Raw genomic sequence first — 16,971 nt, forward strand, 5'->3', positions numbered from 1 at the left:
GGTGATGCCGCTCAGGCCGCGGCAATGGTGTTGATCAGCGCGCCGATGTGCTCGATCTCTGTCACGACGACGTCGCCGGGCCGGCAGTCGACAACGCCGTCGGGCGTGCCGGTGAGGATCAGGTCCCCAGGCGACAGCGTCATGAAAGCGCTGAAGTACTCGATGAGAAAGGGCGCGTCGAAGATCATGTCCTTCGTGTTGCCCGATTGCGTGACCTTGCCGTTGACCGTGGTCTGGAGTGCGAGCGCCATGGGGTCCGGCACGTCTTTCGCGTCGACCAGCCAGGGGCCGATCGGCGTGCAGGTGTCGCGGTTCTTCACGCGCAGGTTGGGGCGGTACCAGTTCTCGAGGTAGTCGCGGATGGCGTAGTCGTTGGCGACGGTGTAGCCGCCGATGAAGTCGTAGGCATCGTCGCGCCGCACCTTGCGTGCCGTCTTGCCGACCACGATGGCGAGTTCGCATTCGTAGTGCATGAACTGCACGTCCGACGGACGATAGGTGAGCTGGCGGTGGCCGGTGAGCGTGCTCTCGCCCTTGATGAAGACCAGCGGTTCCTCGGGCGCCTTGAACGCCAGCTCCTTGGCGTGGTCAGCGTAGTTGAGCCCCAGCGCGAGGATGGTGCGCGGGCGCGCCACCGGCGCCAGCGGCGGCAGCCACGTCACGGCATCGGCCGCCAGCAATCGACCATCTGCCAGCCGCAGCCGGCCGCCGTCCTCCACGGCGTCTTGCACCGCGCCTTCGAACAGGATGCGCGCGTGCTTCATGCTTCTTCCTTCACCAGCGTGTTGACCAGTGTCTCGAAGCCCGGCGCGCTGATCTCGATGCGGTCACCGGGCCGCGCCAGCGGACGACCGGCATCGCAGCCGAGCATCAACACCTCGCCGTGCGAGAGCGTCATGAACGCGCCCACGTCGGTCAGCAACTGCGAGGCGCTGCGCACCGTCTGCGAGAAGTCGACCGATTGCTTCAGCTCGCCGTTGATGCGCACTTCGAGCCTGAACTGCGCCGGGTCGGCCACCTCCTGCGCATCGCGCATCGCCGGGCCGATGCCCAGGAAGCCGTCGACGCACTTGAACTTGACCGGCGGGCGGAAGAAGCTCGCATGCGGGATCGACAGGTCGTTCATGAGCACGAAGCCTTCGACGTCGTTGTCGGCGCCGATCACCATCGCGATGGTGGCACCGACCTCGACCGCATCGACCGTCGCAGGCACGGTGATCGGGCTGCCATGCGGGCTCCACGTGTTGGCCGTCTTGACGTAGAGCACCGGCGCCTTGGGCGGCGCCTTGTAGGGCGGCTGGTTCATCTGCGGCGCCAGTGCATCGACCTCCGCGCGGAAGTTGAGCAGCACGCCGTAGACGGTGCCTGTGGGGAGATAACTCATGGTTGTTCCAATGCGATGAGTTCGTCGAGCAGCGCATAGAGTTTGGCGAGCTTCTCCTTGCCCATCGTTTCCTCCATCCAGGCGTAGTGCGCCTCGATGCTGGTGGACAGCGTCTTCACCAGCTTGCGGCCCTGTGCCGTGGCTTCGACCACGGTGCGGCGCTGGTCCTCGGGGTCGCGGCTGCGCGTGATGAGTTCGTCGCGCTCCATGCGCGCGAGAACGCCGGTCAGGCTCGGGCCGAGGATGTAGGCCTCGCGCGCCACGCGGCCGGTTTCGACCGCGCCGTGTTCACCGAGCACGCGCAGCACGCGCCACTGCTGGTCAGACAACGCATGCTCGCGCAGGCTGGGCCGCGTATGGGCCATCACGGCCTCGCGGGCCTGCAGCAGCAGGCGGGGCAAATTGCGATGGGTGAAGGGCGTGCTCATGGGGCCTCGATTTATTTAACATGTTAAATGAATGAGCTTTCCGGGTACTTCGGGATAACCCTTTGGCAAATCGATGGCTGCTAAAAGTGTTTCTCATTATTGACAAATAGGCAGTTTTGTACAGAATGAGAAACACTTATGCCTGAACCTGGTCCAGAGCTCACCAGCCAATCCGCCGCAGCGCTCGCCGCCATCGCTGCCGCCGTGCACGCGCGTCGCAAGGATCTGGGCGTCAGCGCGGTCGCGGCGGCCGAGGCCGCCGGCATCTCGCGCGTGACCTTGCACCGCATCGAAAAAGGTGAGCCCGCAGTCACCATGGGCGCCTACCTGCGGGTGATGGCGGCGCTGGGCCTTCAACTGGAGGCCGGGCTGCCACGGCAGCCTGCCGAAACGCCTCGCGCCGGTTGGCTTCCCGCGCGCATCCGGATCGCGGACTATCCCTGGCTCAAGCAACTCGCCTGGCAGATCCACGGCCCGCAGGAACTGACACCGCGCGAAGCCCTGGGCATCTACGAGCGCAACTGGCGCCACCTCGACCCCGCGACGCTTTCGGCGGCAGAGAAGGACCTTGTCGAAGCCCTGCGGCTCGCACTGGGAGGCGATGCCATTGTTTGAACGTCCGCACCATCGCCGCATCGCGCGCGTACTCCGGGCACTCGACGGGGAGAGATTGCGCCAATGGGGTTGCCTGTTTGGCGGCGGCACCGCGATCGCGCTGCGCTTCAACGAGTACCGCGAATCGCTGGGCATCGATTTCCTCGTCTCGGACCTGTCGGCATACCGCGAACTGCGACAGACCATCACCTCTGTCGACGGATGGAAGGCCATCCAACGCGGCGGTGCCGAAGAGGTGCAGGCCGGCGAATGGCGAGCCGATCAGTACGGCATCCGCACCCGTCTGCAACTCGATGAACAGCCGATCAAGTTCGAGATCGTGTTCGAGGCGCGCATCGCGCTGGCACCACCCGGCAAGGCCGACGAACTGTGCGGCGTACCCACGCTCACGCCGCTGGACATGGCTGCGAGCAAGCTGCTCGCCAACTCCGACCGTTGGGCCGACGATGGCGTGTTCAGCCGGGACCTGATCGACCTCGCGATGATGAAGCCGGCCTTGCCGCTGCTGCGCCTCGCGGTCGACAAGGCCGAAGGTGCGTATGGAGATGCCATCCGCCGCGATCTGCAGCGCGCCATCGACCGCATGGGCGAGCGCACGGGATGGCTGGAGCGATGCACACAAGTGATGGGCATGACCGATGCGCCGGCGCAGGTTTGGCAGCGCGTCCGGGCGTTGAGACGGGTGCTTGCCTAGAAGTCGATTCGTCGCTACGCAGGCGCCTTGCCCTTGACTGCCCAGGCGAGCGCCGCGTAGGAGCGTGGGCCATCCGCGTCGCCGTCGAGGTAGGCGGACTCCACTGCTTCGCGCAGCCGCGCACGCTCGTCAGGGCCCAGCGTGGCGAGGTATTCCGCGGCCGGCCCCTCCTTGCCCTCGAAGGGCGTCCAGTAATCCGCGAATGAAGCGAACTCCATGCGGATGGAGAGCGTCGTCTCCTCCACGCCCTTGAAACCCGCGTCTCGCCACGCCTTGGCCAGTTCGCCGGGCCGTGTCATCGGCCGCGTGTAGTTGCGGGCGCGTCGCACCCTCGCTTCCGGATCGAGTGCGGCGGCGGTGTCGAAGAACATGCGGTTGGAGACGAAACCGCCCCGCGCGTCCCAGACCGTTGCGCCGACGATGCTCCCGGGCTTCGCGACCCGCCGCATTTCGGCAATGGCCTTGCCCGGCTCTGGAACGAAGTGGAGCACAAGAAGCGAGAGCACGCGGTCGAAGCTCCGGTCGGCGAACGGCAGCGCGCAGGCGTCGGCCACATCGAAGACGATGCGCGGATCCTGGTTGTGGCGCCTGGCATGCGCGATGTAGGGCTCGGCGAGGTCCACGCCGCGCACCTCGCCGGCGCCGGTGCGGCGGGTCACGGCAAAGGCCAGGTGGCCCGTGCCGCAACCGACATCGAGCACCCGTTCGCCGTCGGCGGTGCCGACGAAGTCCAGGAAGGGCAGGGCGAGCTGGCGGCTCCAGCGCCCCATCGTCCGCTCGTAGCCGTCACCGTCGGTGGCGGCAAAGGTCGAAGAAGTGGTGGTCATCGGCTGTCCCTTCGTCAACGCCACAAGACGCCGGAGATCATCATCACCAGCCCGACGATGCTGATCCCCCAGATCGCCGTGCGCAAATAAGCGATGCCCGCGCAGTAGACCGGGATGTACAGCACGCGTGCCCAGAAGAAGACTTCCGCTCCCGTCGCGATCTTCGGACTGGTGGAGCCCGATGCGTGGGCGACCAGTGCAATCGCGGCAAAGAGGATGAAGTTCTCGAGCGTGTTTCGGGCCGTGCGTTCGGCGCGTCCCGCCAAAGGCGTGACCAGCGGCAGGTTGTCGCGGTTTCCCAGCGCGATCAGGGTCCCGGGGACCGTCCAGCCGCGGACCCGTACCAGGCTCGCGACCAGCAGCGTGAGCCACGTGAGGATGGCCATGTAGATCACGAGCGTCAGCGTGGTGGTCATTTCGAGGTCTCCTTCTCATATTGGGGTTGCCAGTGTGCGGGCGCGAGACATTCTGCGCCGGGCCAGTCGGCGCGCCCAGCGCGTCCCTACACTCGACGCATGGCCAAAGAGAAAACGCTTTACGTCTGCAGCGAATGCGGCGGCACCAGCCCCAAGTGGCTCGGCAAATGCCCGAGCTGCGGCGCCTGGAACACATTGATCGAACAAGTCGGCGCTCCTGCGGGCGGGCCCTCCAACAATCGCTTCGGCACGCAGTTCGCGGCGCTGGCGGGATCGGCCGAGCTGGCGACCCTCTCCGAGATCGAGGCGACCGACATTGCACGCACGCCGACGGGCATCGACGAGCTCGACCGCGTGCTGGGCGGTGGCATCGTGGATGGTGGCGTCACGCTGATCGGCGGCGACCCCGGCATCGGCAAATCGACGTTGCTCCTGCAAGCAGTCGATGCGCTGCAGCGCGCCGGCCGCAACGCGCTCTACGTCACCGGCGAGGAAAGCGGCGCGCAAGTCGCACTGCGCTCGCGCCGGCTCGGACTGGAGCACTCGCAGGTGCAGGTGCTGGCCGAGATCCAGTTGGAGAAGATCCTCGCCACGCTCGACGCCAATCGTCCGGCGATCGCAGTCATCGACTCGATCCAGACCGTCTACTCCGACCAGCTCACTTCAGCGCCCGGCTCGGTCGCACAGGTGCGCGAATGCGCCGCGCACCTCACGCGATTCGCCAAGGCCAGCGGCACCGCGATCGTGCTGGTCGGCCATGTCACGAAGGAGGGCGCGCTGGCCGGCCCGCGCGTGCTGGAACACATGGTCGACACGGTGCTGTATTTCGAAGGCGACACGCATTCGAGCTTCCGCCTGGTGCGCGCCATCAAGAACCGCTTCGGCGCCGTCAACGAGATCGGCGTCTTCGCGATGACCGAGCGCGGGCTCAAGGGCGTCACGAATCCCAGCGCGATCTTCCTGAGCCAGCATGCCGAGCCGGTGCCGGGCAGCGTCGTGCTGGTCACGCTCGAAGGCACGCGGCCGATGCTGGTCGAGATCCAGGCGCTGGTCGACAACGGCGGGCCGAGCCCGCGGCGGCTGTCGGTGGGCCTGGACCGGGATCGCCTGGCGATGTTGCTCGCAGTGCTGCACCGGCACGCGGGCGTGGCCTGCATGGACCAGGATGTGTTCGTCAACGCGGTGGGCGGCGTGCGGATCAGCGAGCCGGCGGCCGACCTGGCGGTGATGCTGTCGATCACGTCGAGCCTGCGCGGCAAGCCGCTGCCCAAGGGCTTCATCGCGTTCGGTGAAGTGGGCCTGGCCGGCGAGGTGCGGCCGGCGCCACGCGGGCAGGAGCGATTGCGCGAAGCCGCCAAGCTCGGATTCAGCGTGGCGGTGGTGCCGAAGGCGAACGCGCCGCGCAAGGGCTCGAAGGAGATCGAGGGGCTGACGATCCACGCGGTGGAGCGGATCGAGGAGGCGTTGGACATCGTGCGGCAGATGCAGTAGCAAATAGCGCTGGCATACTGCGTGCCCCCTTATGGCGGCTCGGCGGGCGGGCGCAAGCTCGGCCGATTTCTCGCAAGAGGTTGCCCGGTAAGTCCAACTCGTCGAGCTGCCGCCTCAATTGGACTCGGAGCGGCGGTTTCTGCAAACCGCAATCTCTTGGGAGGCCTAAAAAATGGCTAAGTCTGGTCGCGTCGCCGCGAGTTCTTCCAACAGCTCCAAATCCAAAAGGCGCAAGGCCGTTGAACGCCGACAGGCGACAAGTCCCGCGCCTCAGTCAGCCGGCATGAACAAGGCGGCCCGCGAAGCAGCGCTACGCGTCGAGGACCAGTTCAAGCGTTCAACGCGGCACATCGAAGACGGATGACGACCAGCGTGCGCTAGAGATAGCGGTCGAGCAAGTTGAACATTGCCCACCCGCTAGAGGTGTTACAGAGCGTCAAATGGGTGCACCTTCTTCCCCTATGAGGCGTTGTCTGCAAGAACGGCATCTCGCCACCTCTTGGAAAAGCAACTATGAGCCTCAATCGTTCTGCATTCAAATGGGCTGCGGCGGCTGCCTTGGTCGCCGGCTCCTTCTTGGCTGCTGCTTCGGCCAACGCCGAGGTAAATTGGTCCATCGGCATCGGCGCGCCTCTGTATTACGAAGCACCGGCACCCGTCTACACGGCACCTCCGCCGGTCTACTATGAGCCGCCCCCTCGCGTGTACTACAGGCCACCGCCGCCGCCGACGTATTACCGTCCAGCGCCTGTGTACTACGGCCCCCCGCCGTCCTACTACGAACCAGAATACAGGGGCGGCTATCGCCATCGGCATCACGAGCGACGAGATTGGCGCGACCACGACCACTGAGACCGGTCCAGTTGTCTTTCAGTCTGAAAGGCCCTACGCGCTTCCCCTCACATCATTGGAAATGGGATGCCTACGATGGCCTTGACGGTCAAAGAGAACACTGGCTCATCCTCTTCTGAGGTTTCGGATTGCGCGAAGCCGACCTCGAAGTAGGGACTGGTACTCGACAGGTCAGTGTGCGCGGCTACGAATGCGAAGCACATCAGAAATTCACTTTCGTACTGGCGCGCTTCTGCGCCGAAATCAATGGTGAGTAGGCGCCACGCACCTTCGCCCCTGAGGAATGGCGCGATTAGCTGCACGGCTCGTTTACCGAGGTAGGACCTGCTCTGAACCACCGAGATGGCCTTCGCCACGCCGAGGAGGTTGGGACGATTGCCTTCTTCGGGGACCACGATTTCTGTCTTGTCAGGAAGGGTAGCCATCCACTCGTCGTGGGGCGCCATCGCCGACATCCGGCTGACGCGAACAAACTCGCCAAGCTGCGTTGGGAATCGTCTGGCTTGCCCCGCCCCTCCGGTCGCGACGGAGTTCGTATTGAGTGTCACGTGTGCTCTCCAAGGATGGAAAGCACTCAATCTATCGGGCGCTGCCGGCTTCAGAACTCCGATTCTTGCTCTGGAATCCCATCCAAGCCGCTGCCCAAGGGCTTCATCGCGTTCGGGGAAGTGGGGCTGGCCGGCGAGGTGCGGCCGGCGCCGCGCGGTCAGGAGCGATTGCGCGAAGCAGCCAAGCTCGGGTTCAGTGTGGCGGTGGTGCCGAAGGCCAATGCGCCGCGCAAGGGCTCGAAGGAGATCGAGGGGCTGACGATCCATGCGGTGGAGCGGATCGAGGAGGCGTTGGACATCGTGCGGCAGATGCAATAGGCGCTGGCATACTGCGTGCCCCCTTATGGCGGCTCGACGGGCGGGCGCAAGCTCGGCCGGTTTCTCGCAAGAGGTTGCCCGGTAAGTCCAACTCGTCGAGCTGCCGCCCTCGATTGGTCTCGGGAGCGGCGGTTTCTGCAAACCGCAATCTCTTGGGAGGCCTAAAAAAATGGCTAAGTCTGGTCGCGTCGCCGCGAGTTCTTCCGACAACTCCAAATCCAAAAGGCGCAAGGCCGTTGAACGCCGACAGGCGACAAGTCCCGCGCTTCAGACAGCCGCCACGAACAAGGCGGCCCGTGAAGCAGCGCTACTCGTCGAGGACCAGTTCAACAGCCTGCGCGCGGCGCATCGTGCTTACGACTGCGTGCAGAGCTTTCTGACGCCTCTCTATCTCCAAGAATTTGAGGAGTTCTCCATTCAGCCGACCGAGTTGCGCGCCTTGATGGAGGTAGTCAACGCGGAGATGGTGCGGCGAATGCAGATCGTGACCGAAGCGATTCAGTCGGTGCGCAAAGCGCTTCACTGAGGCTAGTCTGGTCGTTGTGCGCGGTCGGTGACGAACGCATTCATCGTCTGGCGGGACGACCGTTGAAGGCGCGCCAGCGGTCATTCACGCGCAAAGCGCGTACAGCAAGGATGGGCCCATCCGCGACCTTCGCGCCTCGCGGGTGGACTTCTGCAGACTTTCTCTGCCGCAGCCCCTCGTGGTTCAGTCGGCTCTCATCGGTCATGGTAGCGGCTGCGATGCTGGACGACGACGCGCACGCAGCGTTCTTACCACCTACCCGCGCCATGGGGTGATGCGAGGTAACCATCGCCTCACGTTTGCCCGGTAGCGCTTGTACTCGTCGCCGAACTGCTCGCCCAGCGTGGGCTCTTCGTAGGCGACAACGAACAAGAAGAATCCGGCCCACACGATCGCGCTGTACTCCAGCACCGTGACGCTCCCGAACAGGAGGCCCTGGCCTGCGATCAACGCCGTGACTGCGACGTATATCGGATTGCGGACGTGGCGATAGAGCCCGGTGACAACGAGGCGCTTGGGAGGCATCACAGGCGCCGGTGTGCCGAGGCCCTGCAACGCGAAGCGAGCGAACGAATCGAGCAAAATGGGCAACCCGGCGACGATCAGGGCGGCGCCGAGCACGCGCGCGATCGGGAATAGCGAAGGCGCGAAGTGCCAGTGCGTGAGGTACCAAGGGACGTACACGGCGAGCGTGCCCGGAGCGATGATCAGGAAGATCGCGGAACCGATGATCGCGGCGGCGCGCTGCACGATAGGATGATACTCAACGCCGCCGCGAATCGTGCGGATTGGGCGAGCGCTGGCGTCGCGTGATGTCCTGTGCGGGGGTGTAGTCGACTCGGGAGCACTTCCATCTTCGCCGGCAGTGTCCCGAAGAAGGTCCCGCGCCCGAGGGATTGCAACGGCCGGTTCAGCTCGCATTGCGGGCATGCTTGGGACGAAGCCGAAAGACTGTGATGGGCCCGAAGTTCTTGGTAGCCGACAGGCTACAGTCGGCCAGGAGCGGAAGTTCGCCTCATGTTGTCTAGATCGCTCCAAAGCCGACCTCTGCTGCTCGTGGTCCACATCCACCGAAGTCTCAGACAACTCTGATTTCGACCAATCGCGCTACGCGAGCCACGGCCCCGTTCTATGCAAGCGAATCAGCGCCGACCAGCCGCACATGGGCCATATGCGCGGCTTTAGAGGTCCTGAAGGCGTTGAGTCCGCCAGCGTCGTAGCGAGCAGCGGCTTGGTTTCCATCCAGATCCTCGAGGAGTCGTAGCCCGGTTTCGAGCAGCAAATCGTTGATGGTTCGCGGGTCGAACCCGGATAGAAACGCTTCTCCGGCAGCAGCGACGTTGCTCTTGAGTCTGAGAAACTCTTCATCGACTGCATGGTCCGGGCGAAAGATGGCCTCGTCAACATACGTGAAGACCATCTCGCTTCCCGCACGCGCGCAGGTGGCAATTGATCGAAGGGCTTTGAGGTTTGCCTCCCGGGTCAGGTAAGTCGTGACGCCCAACCAGGAAAAAAAGGTGAGACGGTCACCCTGAAACGAAGATCTCGTCAGCGCCGTTCCCAATGCCTCCATCGACAGGTCGGCTTCGACGAATTCCACGGAGCCGGGGACGCTCACGCCACAGGCAGCCAGGCGTTCACGCTTCAGCCGCTGCGTCGCCGGATGATCCACCTCGATGATCGTCACGCCCTCTGCCCATGCCGAGCGCCGGCAGATGAAGCTATCGAACCCGGCGCCGATGATGACGTATTGAACGATGCCGCTCGCTACGGCCTGCTTGAGCGCGTCCTCCGTGTATCGGGACCGAAGGATCACGCCCCCGTAGGCGGGATTGGACCGAAGAGCGAGGTCGAGACCCTGAACGCCATCCAGTGTCAAACCCGGCTTGGTGGCCTCTATGCGTGCCATCGCACGCTGAAGCAAGGCGGCCTGCGCCGATTCCGGGACAAGGCGATCTCCCCACGTATCGCTCAGGAGTGGCAGGGGGTCGTTGCGCGAATGAACTGCTCGCATGAGCGAAGTTGCAAGTGCGGTGCGGCTGGGTGTCGACGGGTTCAACAGATTCTCCAAGGTTGCTGACTAGACGAGCGAGCGGCAGCTTACAACCGAACCGTGAGGCTGCAATGGGCCCGAAGCTCCTGGTAGCCGACAGGCTACAGTCGGCCAGTTCCAGACCTTCGTCTGGTTGGCGTCTAGGTCCGCAATCGGGGTAACCGGTCATCCATCGGGGTTCATGGGATACCGCAGGTCACGCGTAGGCCTGATTCTGAAAATCGTTTGACGTGACGGCGAACATTGATCACCCGCATGTGGTCCTTCACGTCCGGGGCACCGGGATTCACTGCGCCGTGACGTTGGTGGCCTTCATCATCTTCTCCGTCAACGCAATCTCCGATTCGAGGCTTTGAGCGTATTCCTCGGACTTGCTGGCCACGACGGCGCCGCCGTTGGCTTCGAGCTTCGCACGGACGCCGGGGTCGATTAACGCCTTCTGCAGCGCGTCAGAGACGCGTTGCACGATTGGTGCGGGTGTCCCGGTCGGCAACGAAAGCCCTCCGTAGGACACCAGCGTGACATTTGGTATGCCCGCTTCCGCGAGTGTGGGAACTTCGGGGAGCCGTGGATTGCGGGTAGGCGCCGTCACCGCGAGCGCTTTCAGCTTCCCGCCGGCAATGTGGGGCAGCGATACCGAACTGATGGTGAGCGCGAAGTCCACCTGCTTGCCCAACACGGCATTCGCCGATTCCGACGCGCCCTTGTAAGGAACGTGTAGCGCCTGCGTCCCGGTCGTCTTGAGGATGAGTTCGGCGCCCATGTGTGCCGGGGTACCCACGCCGCCGGATGCATAGGACAACTTGCCCGGCTGCTGCCGCATGCGTTCGACAAGCTCCTTGGCGTCGCGGATGCCGCTATCTGCCGCCACGACCAGCACCACGTCCGAGCGGGTGATCCCGCCCACATGGATGAAGTCCTTCATTACGTCATAGCCGGACTTGCGGTACATGCGCATGTTGGTCGCCATAGGCGTCGCGGAGTAAACCCACGTGTAGCCATCGGCTGGGGCGCGGGCCGCGAGCTGCGCACCCAGATTGCCGGCCGCGCCGCCTTTGTTTTCGACCACCACCGGCTGCTTGAGGATCTGCGACATTGCCTCGGCAGTGATGCGTACCGTCGTGTCAGGGGCGGTGCCGGCGAGGTACGGCACGACCCATTTGATCGGCCGTGCGGGGTAATCCTGCGCCAGCGCCGCACCGTGCAGTGCGAGGCCGGCGGTGGCCAGCAACAGGCCGCGTCGGGTGATTGTCTGCATGCTTGTCTCCTTATATCTTTCAAATAATTCAAACTTCAGTGGTCGAAGTGCATGCGAGCACGTCGATCAGTGAACGGGTTGACTCGCCACCGCGCAGCCTGGGTCTCCTGCGAGCCCGAGCTCGAACCTCAGCACAGGGCGCGCGGTGGTGGTCTCTTTGTTCTGCTGCATCCCGAATGGTTGAACGAACACATTTCGTATTCATAAGGCTGGGAGCCGGAGAACTGCTATGAGTGAACCTGTCTATGTGGGCATCGATGTCGCCAAGGCCAGCTTCGAGGTGGCTGTCAGCGGCGAGGCGCAAACCTTGAGCCTGGGCAATGACGAGGCGGGCCACGCCGAGTTGTGCCAGGTGCTGGTACCGCTGGCACCGCGCCTGGTCCTGCTGGAGGCCACGGGCGGCCATGAGCGGCTCCTGGCGCTCGCGCTGGCTGCAGCGGGACTGCGCGTGTCGGTCATCAATCCGCGCCAGGCACGCGACTTTGCGCGCTGCACGGGCAAGTTGGCCAAGACCGATCGCATCGACGCGCAGGTGCTGCGCGGCTTCGCCGCCTTGCTGGACGCGCAGGGTCACGAGCCGCGTGCACTGCTCGATGAGCAGCAGCGCGAACTCACCGCGCTGGTAACGCGTCGACGCCAATTGGTCGCCATGCTGGTGGCCGAGCGCCAGCGCCTTGCGCTGGCCCACCCGAAGGCCAAGGCCAGCATCCTGGCGATCATGGATGCGATCGCCGCCCAGCTCCACGACGTGGACGGGCAACTGCGCGAACACGTGCAGGCCCACCACGCCGACTTGGCCAAACTGCTGACCTCCGTCAAAGGCGTTGGCCCCACGACCGCCAGCACGCTGCTGGCGCAACTGCCCGAACTCGGTCACCTCAACCGCAAGCAGATCACCTCGCTGGTGGGCCTGGCCCCCATGAACCGCGATTCGGGCACCTTGCGCGGGCAACGTCATATCTTCGGCGGCCGAGCCGACGTGCGTCGCGTGCTCTATGTGGCGGCCCTGGTGGGCACGCGATTCAATCCTGTGCTCAAGGCCTTCTACGCAAAGCTGTTGGCCGCGGGCAAGCCCAAGAAGGTCGCCCTCGTGGCCTGCATGCACAAGCTGCTGATCATCCTGAACGCCATCGCTCGCACCAAGTCGCCCTGGAGCCACGAGATTGCGGGTATTGCTTGAGCTAGTCATTCAAGATGGTTGCTGATCTGTGATTTAGCGCACCGCGTGGCCGAGTAGTTCGCGGGCGATGGTGTTGCGCTGGATTTCGCTGGTGCCGGTCAGCACGCGGTACATGCGCAGCAGCCGGAAGAGGAATTCGACGCGGCTGCCCTGCACGATGCCTTCACCGCCATGCACCTGCACGGCACGATCGGCGATGCGGAAGGCGGTCTCCGAACAGAACAGCTTCGCCATCGATGCATCGGCCCGCGCCTCGCCACCTGCGTCCAGGCTGCGCGCCACGCTGAGCATCAACGCGCGCGCTGCGGCAAGTTCGGTCGCCATGTCGGCCAGCAAGTGCTGCACGGCTTGGAAGGCGCCGATGGGCTGGCCGAACTGGCGCCGCGTCGCAGCATGCGCCAGCGAGTCCTCCAGTGCCAGCCGAGCCAAGCCGAGCATCGCAGGGCAGTGCAGCAGGCGGTTGACGGTAATACGCCCCAGGGCCAGCGCCAGTCCGCGGCCACGCTCGCCGATCTGGTTGGCGGCTGGAATACGGCAGTCGGTCAGGACGATGTTGCCTGTGTGCGATTGGCCCGCCATGGTCTTGTAGCCTGCTTCGACGCGGAAGCCTTCGCGATCGCGCTCGACGAAGAAGGCCGTCGTCTCGCGCACCGCCGGGTCCTCGCTCGTCGAGCAAATGATCACTGCAAAGTCGCAGAAGGGGGAGCCCGAGATGAAGCGTTTGGTCCCGTTCAGCACGAAGCTGTCGCCGTCGCGCACGGCGCGCGTTTGCAGTGCGCCGGCATCCGAGCCCGCCTCGGGCTCGGTGATCGCGAAGCAGATCGCCTTTTCAGCGCGTGCGACGGGCAGGATGAAACGTTCCATCTGGTCCGGCGTCGCCTGCTTGGCCAGCGCGCCCACGCGCGGCGGCCCAGTCAGCTCGCCAAGGACGTGTGGCGCGAAAGGGGAACCACTAGCGTAGATGAACTCCTTGATCAGCGCGTGATCGACGACGTTGAAGCCGGCGCCGCCCAGCGTCTTGGGCAGCGTCATGCCGTAGAAACCAAGGTCACGCGAGCGCTTCCACACCAGCTCCAGCAGCGCGCGCGGCGCGCCGTTCTCGGAAGTGATGTGGTGCTCGGTAGCGAGCGGCTGCAGCTCTTCGCGAAGAAATGTGTCGAGTCGGGCGATGAAGTCACGTGCGGCGTCGGAACCCTCGAAAGGAGGCAGCGGCATGCGCAGGGGCGGGTTGATGGCATTCATGACGGTCTCCTCAGTTCACGCGCCGCTCGCGGCCGCGCCAGTAGTGCTCGCGCACATCCTTGCGCGAGAGCTTCCCGTTGCCGTTCTTCGGCAACTGCGGCACGAAATCGACCGAGCGCGGCCGCTTGAAGTCCGCCAGCCGCCCGCGGCAGAAGTCCATGATCTCCCCGTCATCCGCGCGGGCACCATCTCGCAAGACGACAACTGCCTTGACCGTCTCGCCCCAGTGGTCGTCGGGCACGCCGACCACGCACACCTCGTAGATCGCGGGGTGCTGGGCCAGCACCGACTCGATCTCGCTCGGGTAAACGTTGAAGCCGCCGGAGACCAGCATCTCTTTCTTTCGATCGACGATGTAGATGTAGCCTTTCTCGTCTACGCGCGCCAGGTCGCCGGTGTGCAGCCATCCGCTGGCATCCAGTGCCTGCGCGGTCTGTTCGGGCTCACGCCAGTAGCCTGCGAATACGTCGGGGCCACGCACGCAGATCTCGCCGATCGCGTCGCCGCTGACGGGCCGTCCCGCGTCGTCCAGCACTTGGACATCCGACTCGCAGAAAGGACGGCCACACGCAGACAGCAGCGCGTCCTTGCCATCCTCGATGGCCGCGGCGTGGTCGGCGACGCCAAGACCCACGACGCCGCCGGTGGTCTCGCCCGCGCCGTAGCCTTGCGCCAGCACAGGGCCAAATGCAGCCCAGGCTTCGCGTATGCGTGCCGGCGACATCGGTGCAGCGCCATAGCTCAAGAGGCGCAGGCTGGAGAGGTCGCGCGTGCGGATGCTCGGCTCGGCCAGCAGCGCGTAGATCATTGCCGGGACCAGGAAGGCCATGGTGACGCGGTGCTTCTCGATGGCCTCCAGGTACTCGGCGGGGCGGAAACCTTCCATCAGCAGGATGGTCGCGCCCTGGAACAGCATCGGCTGGATGAACATGCCGCTGGCGTGCGTGATCGGGCCGGACAGCATGAGCACGTCGCCTGGGGCGGCATTCATGCGGCCCATGACATTCTTGCGCAGCGACGCATAGCGGTTGCCCACCGTCTGCATCGCGGCCTTGAGCTTGCCAGTTGATCCGGAGGTGTAGTGCAGTACGGCCAATTCCTCAGGCCGCATCTCCTCGTGCATGTGCGTGTCGGGAGCGCGGGCCAAAAGCGCTTCGTACGAGAGCCAACCACCTTTTTCGTTCGCGGGTCCAGTATCGAACGCGATTCGGTGCGTCAAACACGGCACGTTTGCAGAAGCCTCTTCGACCATTCCCCGGTGTTCGGGTCCGGCAAGACAGGCCATGGGCTCGGCGTTGGCGAGCGCGTCTGCCAGCTCCTGGGGTGCGAGCCGCGAGTTCAGTGCTACCTTCACGAGGCCAGCCTTGTAGAGCGCGCACTCCAGCTCCACGATTTCCGGCCGATTGGGTGACACCACGGCCACGCGGTCGCCGCGCTGCAGGCCCAGCGCCTTGAGGGCGTGGGCGAGCCGGTTAGAGCGCAGTTCCAGATCACGGTAGGTGAGAGCGCCGTCGCGGAAGAGTACGGCAGGACGCTCCGCCCACTGGCGGGCGCCGCGCGCGAGGTACATACCGAGATTCATGATTGGCGCTCCGGTCGGCAAGGGCTGTGGTTCATCTGTTGTCTCCGAAAGTGATGCGGAAGTCTAGGAAGCGGTGGCCTTGTTGCGGATAATCCAGTCGCGTTGTCCGATAACGGACGGTTATCGGATGGCGTACACCCGCGTGCAACGGGAATCTTCACGGAGGTACGCCATGGCCCTGCGGCTGGACGACATTGACTATTTCCTGGCGGTGGCTCAGCACGGGCAGGTGCGCCGCGCTGCCGCGGCTCTGGGCTTGTCACAACCCGCTCTGACAAAGGGTCTGCAGCGGCTGGAGAAGGAACTGGGCTTTCCGCTGTTCGAGCGAGGCGCGCGCGGCATGACGCTCACGCCGGTGGCCGAACAGTTCCGCCAGCGTACGCAGACCCTGCGCGCCAGCCTGGGCGACGCCATCAAGGAAGCCGCGGACCTGCACCTGGGCGCGATGGGCACGTTGCGCGTGGGCGTGTCTCCGCTCTACGCGGATCGCCTGTTTGTGCCGGCCTTCCTGCAGTTGCATCAGCAGCGCCCCGCCGCGCGGCTGCGCTTGATGATCAATCTGAACGACACGCTGCTCGCCGCGCTGCGACTGGGCGACCTGGACCTGAGCATCAACGCGATCCCGCGGGCGTTGCCCGATGACCTACAGGCGTTGCCGCTGATGAAGGACGACCTCTGCATGATCGTGCGCGAAGGCCATCCTCTGCTGTCGCGCCGACGCGTGCGCTTGCAGGATCTGGTGGATGCGCAGTGGATGCTGCCGGGTCCCGACGTCGCTGCCCGCCGCGGGGTTGAGGCAAGGTTGGCCGAGGCCGGCCTTCCACCCCCGCGTGTGGCGGTCGAGGTGAGCAACACGGCGTCTCCGCTGAGCCGATTGCTCGCGCACAGCGACCTGGTGGCGCTCATGAGCGAAGCCAGCTTGGCAGGGCCGGGTGGCGGGGGCTTCGTGCCGCTGCCCTTCGCGGAGGCGCGCTTCACGAGGGCCATCGGCGTGGTCATGCGGAAGAAAAACGTGCTCTCGCCGCTCGCGATGCGCTTTCTTGAAATCCTGCGAGAGGGCGCCGAGTAGCGGTCGTCAGTCTCCGACCGGTCCCTGTGCTTCGCTACGCCACGCCATCGGGCGTCCGGGACTAGGGCGGCGTACATGACGCGTCACTCGCGCCTCGCGCTCAGCCGGTCGGCCGGGTCGCGACTCTTTCCCGGCTATCTGCGCACATGGCTGGCGAGCACGCTTGCACCTCGTAGATGCCGAGCTTCTTGTTGAAATGTTTCTGAATCGGAGCGGCTGTTCCTGAGGGCCTGATGCTGAGCTCGGCATCGAGGTCAAGTGCCGGCCGTCTCAATGGCTCGCCTCGTAGCCAGAAGAAGTCCAGGGCGCGACGCATTGGGCAACTGCTTTCGTCAGCATTTCGGAAGTTTGCGGTCGCGATTCGAATTCTGCTCAGGGCCCAGTGCCGTCTTCCCACGTAGCGTCGCGTGTGACCGCAACACGACCGCAAGCGGTCGTTGCCTACCGTTCGTCGATCATATGCACGGTCGCGCCGAATGCGACGTCGC

18 protein-coding genes and 1 pseudogene are annotated in these 16,971 nt (G+C 64.8%); 8 read left to right on the top strand and 11 right to left on the bottom strand.

The features are described 5' to 3' along the window. Positions 1–11: 11 nt before the first annotated feature. The 3 genes from AC1D3B_RS15400 to hpaR are packed head-to-tail and all read right to left on the bottom strand — an operon-like array spanning position 12 to position 1,812. The gene (locus tag AC1D3B_RS15400) at positions 12–764 is read right to left on the bottom strand and encodes a fumarylacetoacetate hydrolase family protein (RefSeq protein ID WP_478191531.1); all 753 of its coding nucleotides are present in this window, start codon (positions 762–764) and stop codon (positions 12–14) included. Next, positions 761–1,384 carry a fumarylacetoacetate hydrolase family protein gene (locus AC1D3B_RS15405; protein ID WP_478191532.1) on the bottom strand — a complete coding sequence of 208 codons (624 nt, stop codon included), beginning with the start codon at positions 1,382–1,384 and terminating at the stop codon, positions 761–763. Before AC1D3B_RS15405 ends, AC1D3B_RS15400 begins: the two co-directional genes overlap by 4 nt. Continuing rightward, entirely contained in the window at positions 1,381–1,812 is a 432-nt protein-coding gene (hpaR, locus tag AC1D3B_RS15410; RefSeq protein ID WP_478191533.1) for a homoprotocatechuate degradation operon regulator HpaR, read from the bottom strand. The genes AC1D3B_RS15405 and hpaR overlap by 4 nt, the downstream gene beginning before the upstream one ends. Positions 1,813–1,950: 138 nt before the next feature. Here hpaR and AC1D3B_RS15415 point away from each other — a divergent pair, with 138 nt between their 5' ends. Continuing rightward, positions 1,951–2,427 carry a helix-turn-helix domain-containing protein gene (locus AC1D3B_RS15415; RefSeq protein ID WP_478191534.1) on the top strand — a complete coding sequence of 159 codons (477 nt, stop codon included), beginning with the start codon at positions 1,951–1,953 and terminating at the stop codon, positions 2,425–2,427. Continuing rightward, positions 2,420–3,121: a nucleotidyl transferase AbiEii/AbiGii toxin family protein gene (locus AC1D3B_RS15420; RefSeq protein ID WP_478191535.1), complete on the top strand. Its 702-nt coding sequence runs from the start codon at positions 2,420–2,422 to the stop codon at positions 3,119–3,121. Before AC1D3B_RS15415 ends, AC1D3B_RS15420 begins: the two co-directional genes overlap by 8 nt. 14 nt (positions 3,122–3,135) lie before the next feature. Here the strand turns inward: AC1D3B_RS15420 and AC1D3B_RS15425 are convergent, their stop codons facing one another. Continuing rightward, positions 3,136–3,948 carry a class I SAM-dependent methyltransferase gene (locus tag AC1D3B_RS15425; RefSeq protein ID WP_478191536.1) on the bottom strand — a complete coding sequence of 271 codons (813 nt, stop codon included), beginning with the start codon at positions 3,946–3,948 and terminating at the stop codon, positions 3,136–3,138. A gap of 14 nt (positions 3,949–3,962) precedes the next feature. Next, complete coding sequence (locus AC1D3B_RS15430; protein WP_478191537.1) at positions 3,963–4,364, bottom strand: MAPEG family protein; 402 nt, start codon at positions 4,362–4,364, stop codon at positions 3,963–3,965. 99 nt (positions 4,365–4,463) lie between these two features. Here AC1D3B_RS15430 and radA point away from each other — a divergent pair, with 99 nt between their 5' ends. After that, positions 4,464–5,855, top strand: a complete 1,392-nt coding sequence (gene radA / locus AC1D3B_RS15435; RefSeq protein ID WP_478191538.1) for a DNA repair protein RadA — start codon at positions 4,464–4,466, stop codon at positions 5,853–5,855. Between the two features lie 513 nt (positions 5,856–6,368). After that, positions 6,369–6,707 (top strand): hypothetical protein, encoded by a 339-nt coding sequence (locus tag AC1D3B_RS15440; RefSeq protein ID WP_478191539.1) that lies wholly within the window; start codon positions 6,369–6,371, stop codon positions 6,705–6,707. A gap of 47 nt (positions 6,708–6,754) precedes the next feature. Here the strand turns inward: AC1D3B_RS15440 and AC1D3B_RS15445 are convergent, their stop codons facing one another. Next, complete coding sequence (locus AC1D3B_RS15445) at positions 6,755–7,255, bottom strand: hypothetical protein (protein WP_478191540.1); 501 nt, start codon at positions 7,253–7,255, stop codon at positions 6,755–6,757. A gap of 69 nt (positions 7,256–7,324) precedes the next feature. Here AC1D3B_RS15445 and AC1D3B_RS15450 point away from each other — a divergent pair. Further along, positions 7,325–7,573 (top strand): annotated as a pseudogene (locus tag AC1D3B_RS15450) (DNA repair protein RadA); the annotation flags it as partial. Positions 7,574–7,742: 169 nt separating this feature from the next. Beyond that, positions 7,743–8,099, top strand: a complete 357-nt coding sequence (locus tag AC1D3B_RS15455; protein WP_478191541.1) for a hypothetical protein — start codon at positions 7,743–7,745, stop codon at positions 8,097–8,099. A gap of 255 nt (positions 8,100–8,354) precedes the next feature. Here AC1D3B_RS15455 and AC1D3B_RS15460 read toward each other — a convergent pair whose 3' ends face one another. The 3 genes from AC1D3B_RS15460 to AC1D3B_RS15470 form a co-directional block, all read right to left on the bottom strand. Beyond that, positions 8,355–8,849, bottom strand: a complete 495-nt coding sequence (locus tag AC1D3B_RS15460; protein WP_478191542.1) for a methyltransferase family protein — start codon at positions 8,847–8,849, stop codon at positions 8,355–8,357. A gap of 379 nt (positions 8,850–9,228) precedes the next feature. Further along, entirely contained in the window at positions 9,229–10,158 is a 930-nt protein-coding gene (locus AC1D3B_RS15465; RefSeq protein ID WP_478191543.1) for a class I SAM-dependent methyltransferase, read from the bottom strand. 280 nt (positions 10,159–10,438) lie between these two features. Further along, positions 10,439–11,410: a Bug family tripartite tricarboxylate transporter substrate binding protein gene (locus tag AC1D3B_RS15470; protein WP_478191544.1), complete on the bottom strand. Its 972-nt coding sequence runs from the start codon at positions 11,408–11,410 to the stop codon at positions 10,439–10,441. Positions 11,411–11,639: 229 nt separating this feature from the next. Between AC1D3B_RS15470 and AC1D3B_RS15475 the strand changes: the two genes are divergently transcribed. Next, on the top strand, positions 11,640–12,590 hold the full coding sequence (locus AC1D3B_RS15475; RefSeq protein ID WP_478191545.1) for an IS110 family RNA-guided transposase: 951 nt from the start codon (positions 11,640–11,642) through the stop codon (positions 12,588–12,590). A gap of 33 nt (positions 12,591–12,623) precedes the next feature. Here the strand turns inward: AC1D3B_RS15475 and AC1D3B_RS15480 are convergent, their stop codons facing one another. Continuing rightward, positions 12,624–13,832, bottom strand: coding sequence for an acyl-CoA dehydrogenase family protein (locus AC1D3B_RS15480; protein ID WP_478191546.1), 1,209 nt, complete (start codon positions 13,830–13,832; stop codon positions 12,624–12,626). Positions 13,833–13,842: 10 nt separating this feature from the next. After that, on the bottom strand, positions 13,843–15,414 hold the full coding sequence (locus tag AC1D3B_RS15485; protein WP_478191547.1) for an AMP-binding protein: 1,572 nt from the start codon (positions 15,412–15,414) through the stop codon (positions 13,843–13,845). 172 nt (positions 15,415–15,586) lie between these two features. Between AC1D3B_RS15485 and AC1D3B_RS15490 the strand changes: the two genes are divergently transcribed. Further along, the gene (locus tag AC1D3B_RS15490; RefSeq protein ID WP_478191548.1) at positions 15,587–16,483 is read left to right on the top strand and encodes a LysR family transcriptional regulator; all 897 of its coding nucleotides are present in this window, start codon (positions 15,587–15,589) and stop codon (positions 16,481–16,483) included. Positions 16,484–16,971: the final 488 nt, after the last annotated feature.

It is taken from the genome of Variovorax sp. P5_A3, from assembly GCF_056400665.1.

Bases quoted from the DNA above. Each gene is read 5' to 3' on its own strand.
- AC1D3B_RS15400 (WP_478191531.1), bottom strand. From the start codon at position 764: ATGAAGCACGCGCGCATCCTGTTCGAAGGCGCGGTGCAAGACGCCGTG.
- AC1D3B_RS15405 (WP_478191532.1), bottom strand. From the start codon at position 1,384: ATGAGTTATCTCCCCACAGGCACCGTCTACGGCGTGCTGCTCAACTTC.
- hpaR (WP_478191533.1), bottom strand. From the start codon at position 1,812: ATGAGCACGCCCTTCACCCATCGCAATTTGCCCCGCCTGCTGCTGCAG.
- AC1D3B_RS15415 (WP_478191534.1), top strand. From the start codon at position 1,951: ATGCCTGAACCTGGTCCAGAGCTCACCAGCCAATCCGCCGCAGCGCTC.
- AC1D3B_RS15425 (WP_478191536.1), bottom strand. From the start codon at position 3,948: ATGACCACCACTTCTTCGACCTTTGCCGCCACCGACGGTGACGGCTAC.
- AC1D3B_RS15430 (WP_478191537.1), bottom strand. From the start codon at position 4,364: ATGACCACCACGCTGACGCTCGTGATCTACATGGCCATCCTCACGTGG.
- radA (WP_478191538.1), top strand. From the start codon at position 4,464: ATGGCCAAAGAGAAAACGCTTTACGTCTGCAGCGAATGCGGCGGCACC.
- AC1D3B_RS15440 (WP_478191539.1), top strand. From the start codon at position 6,369: ATGAGCCTCAATCGTTCTGCATTCAAATGGGCTGCGGCGGCTGCCTTG.
- AC1D3B_RS15455 (WP_478191541.1), top strand. From the start codon at position 7,743: ATGGCTAAGTCTGGTCGCGTCGCCGCGAGTTCTTCCGACAACTCCAAA.
- AC1D3B_RS15470 (WP_478191544.1), bottom strand. From the start codon at position 11,410: ATGCAGACAATCACCCGACGCGGCCTGTTGCTGGCCACCGCCGGCCTC.
- AC1D3B_RS15475 (WP_478191545.1), top strand. From the start codon at position 11,640: ATGAGTGAACCTGTCTATGTGGGCATCGATGTCGCCAAGGCCAGCTTC.
- AC1D3B_RS15480 (WP_478191546.1), bottom strand. From the start codon at position 13,832: ATGAATGCCATCAACCCGCCCCTGCGCATGCCGCTGCCTCCTTTCGAG.
- AC1D3B_RS15485 (WP_478191547.1), bottom strand. From the start codon at position 15,414: ATGAATCTCGGTATGTACCTCGCGCGCGGCGCCCGCCAGTGGGCGGAG.
- AC1D3B_RS15490 (WP_478191548.1), top strand. From the start codon at position 15,587: ATGGCCCTGCGGCTGGACGACATTGACTATTTCCTGGCGGTGGCTCAG.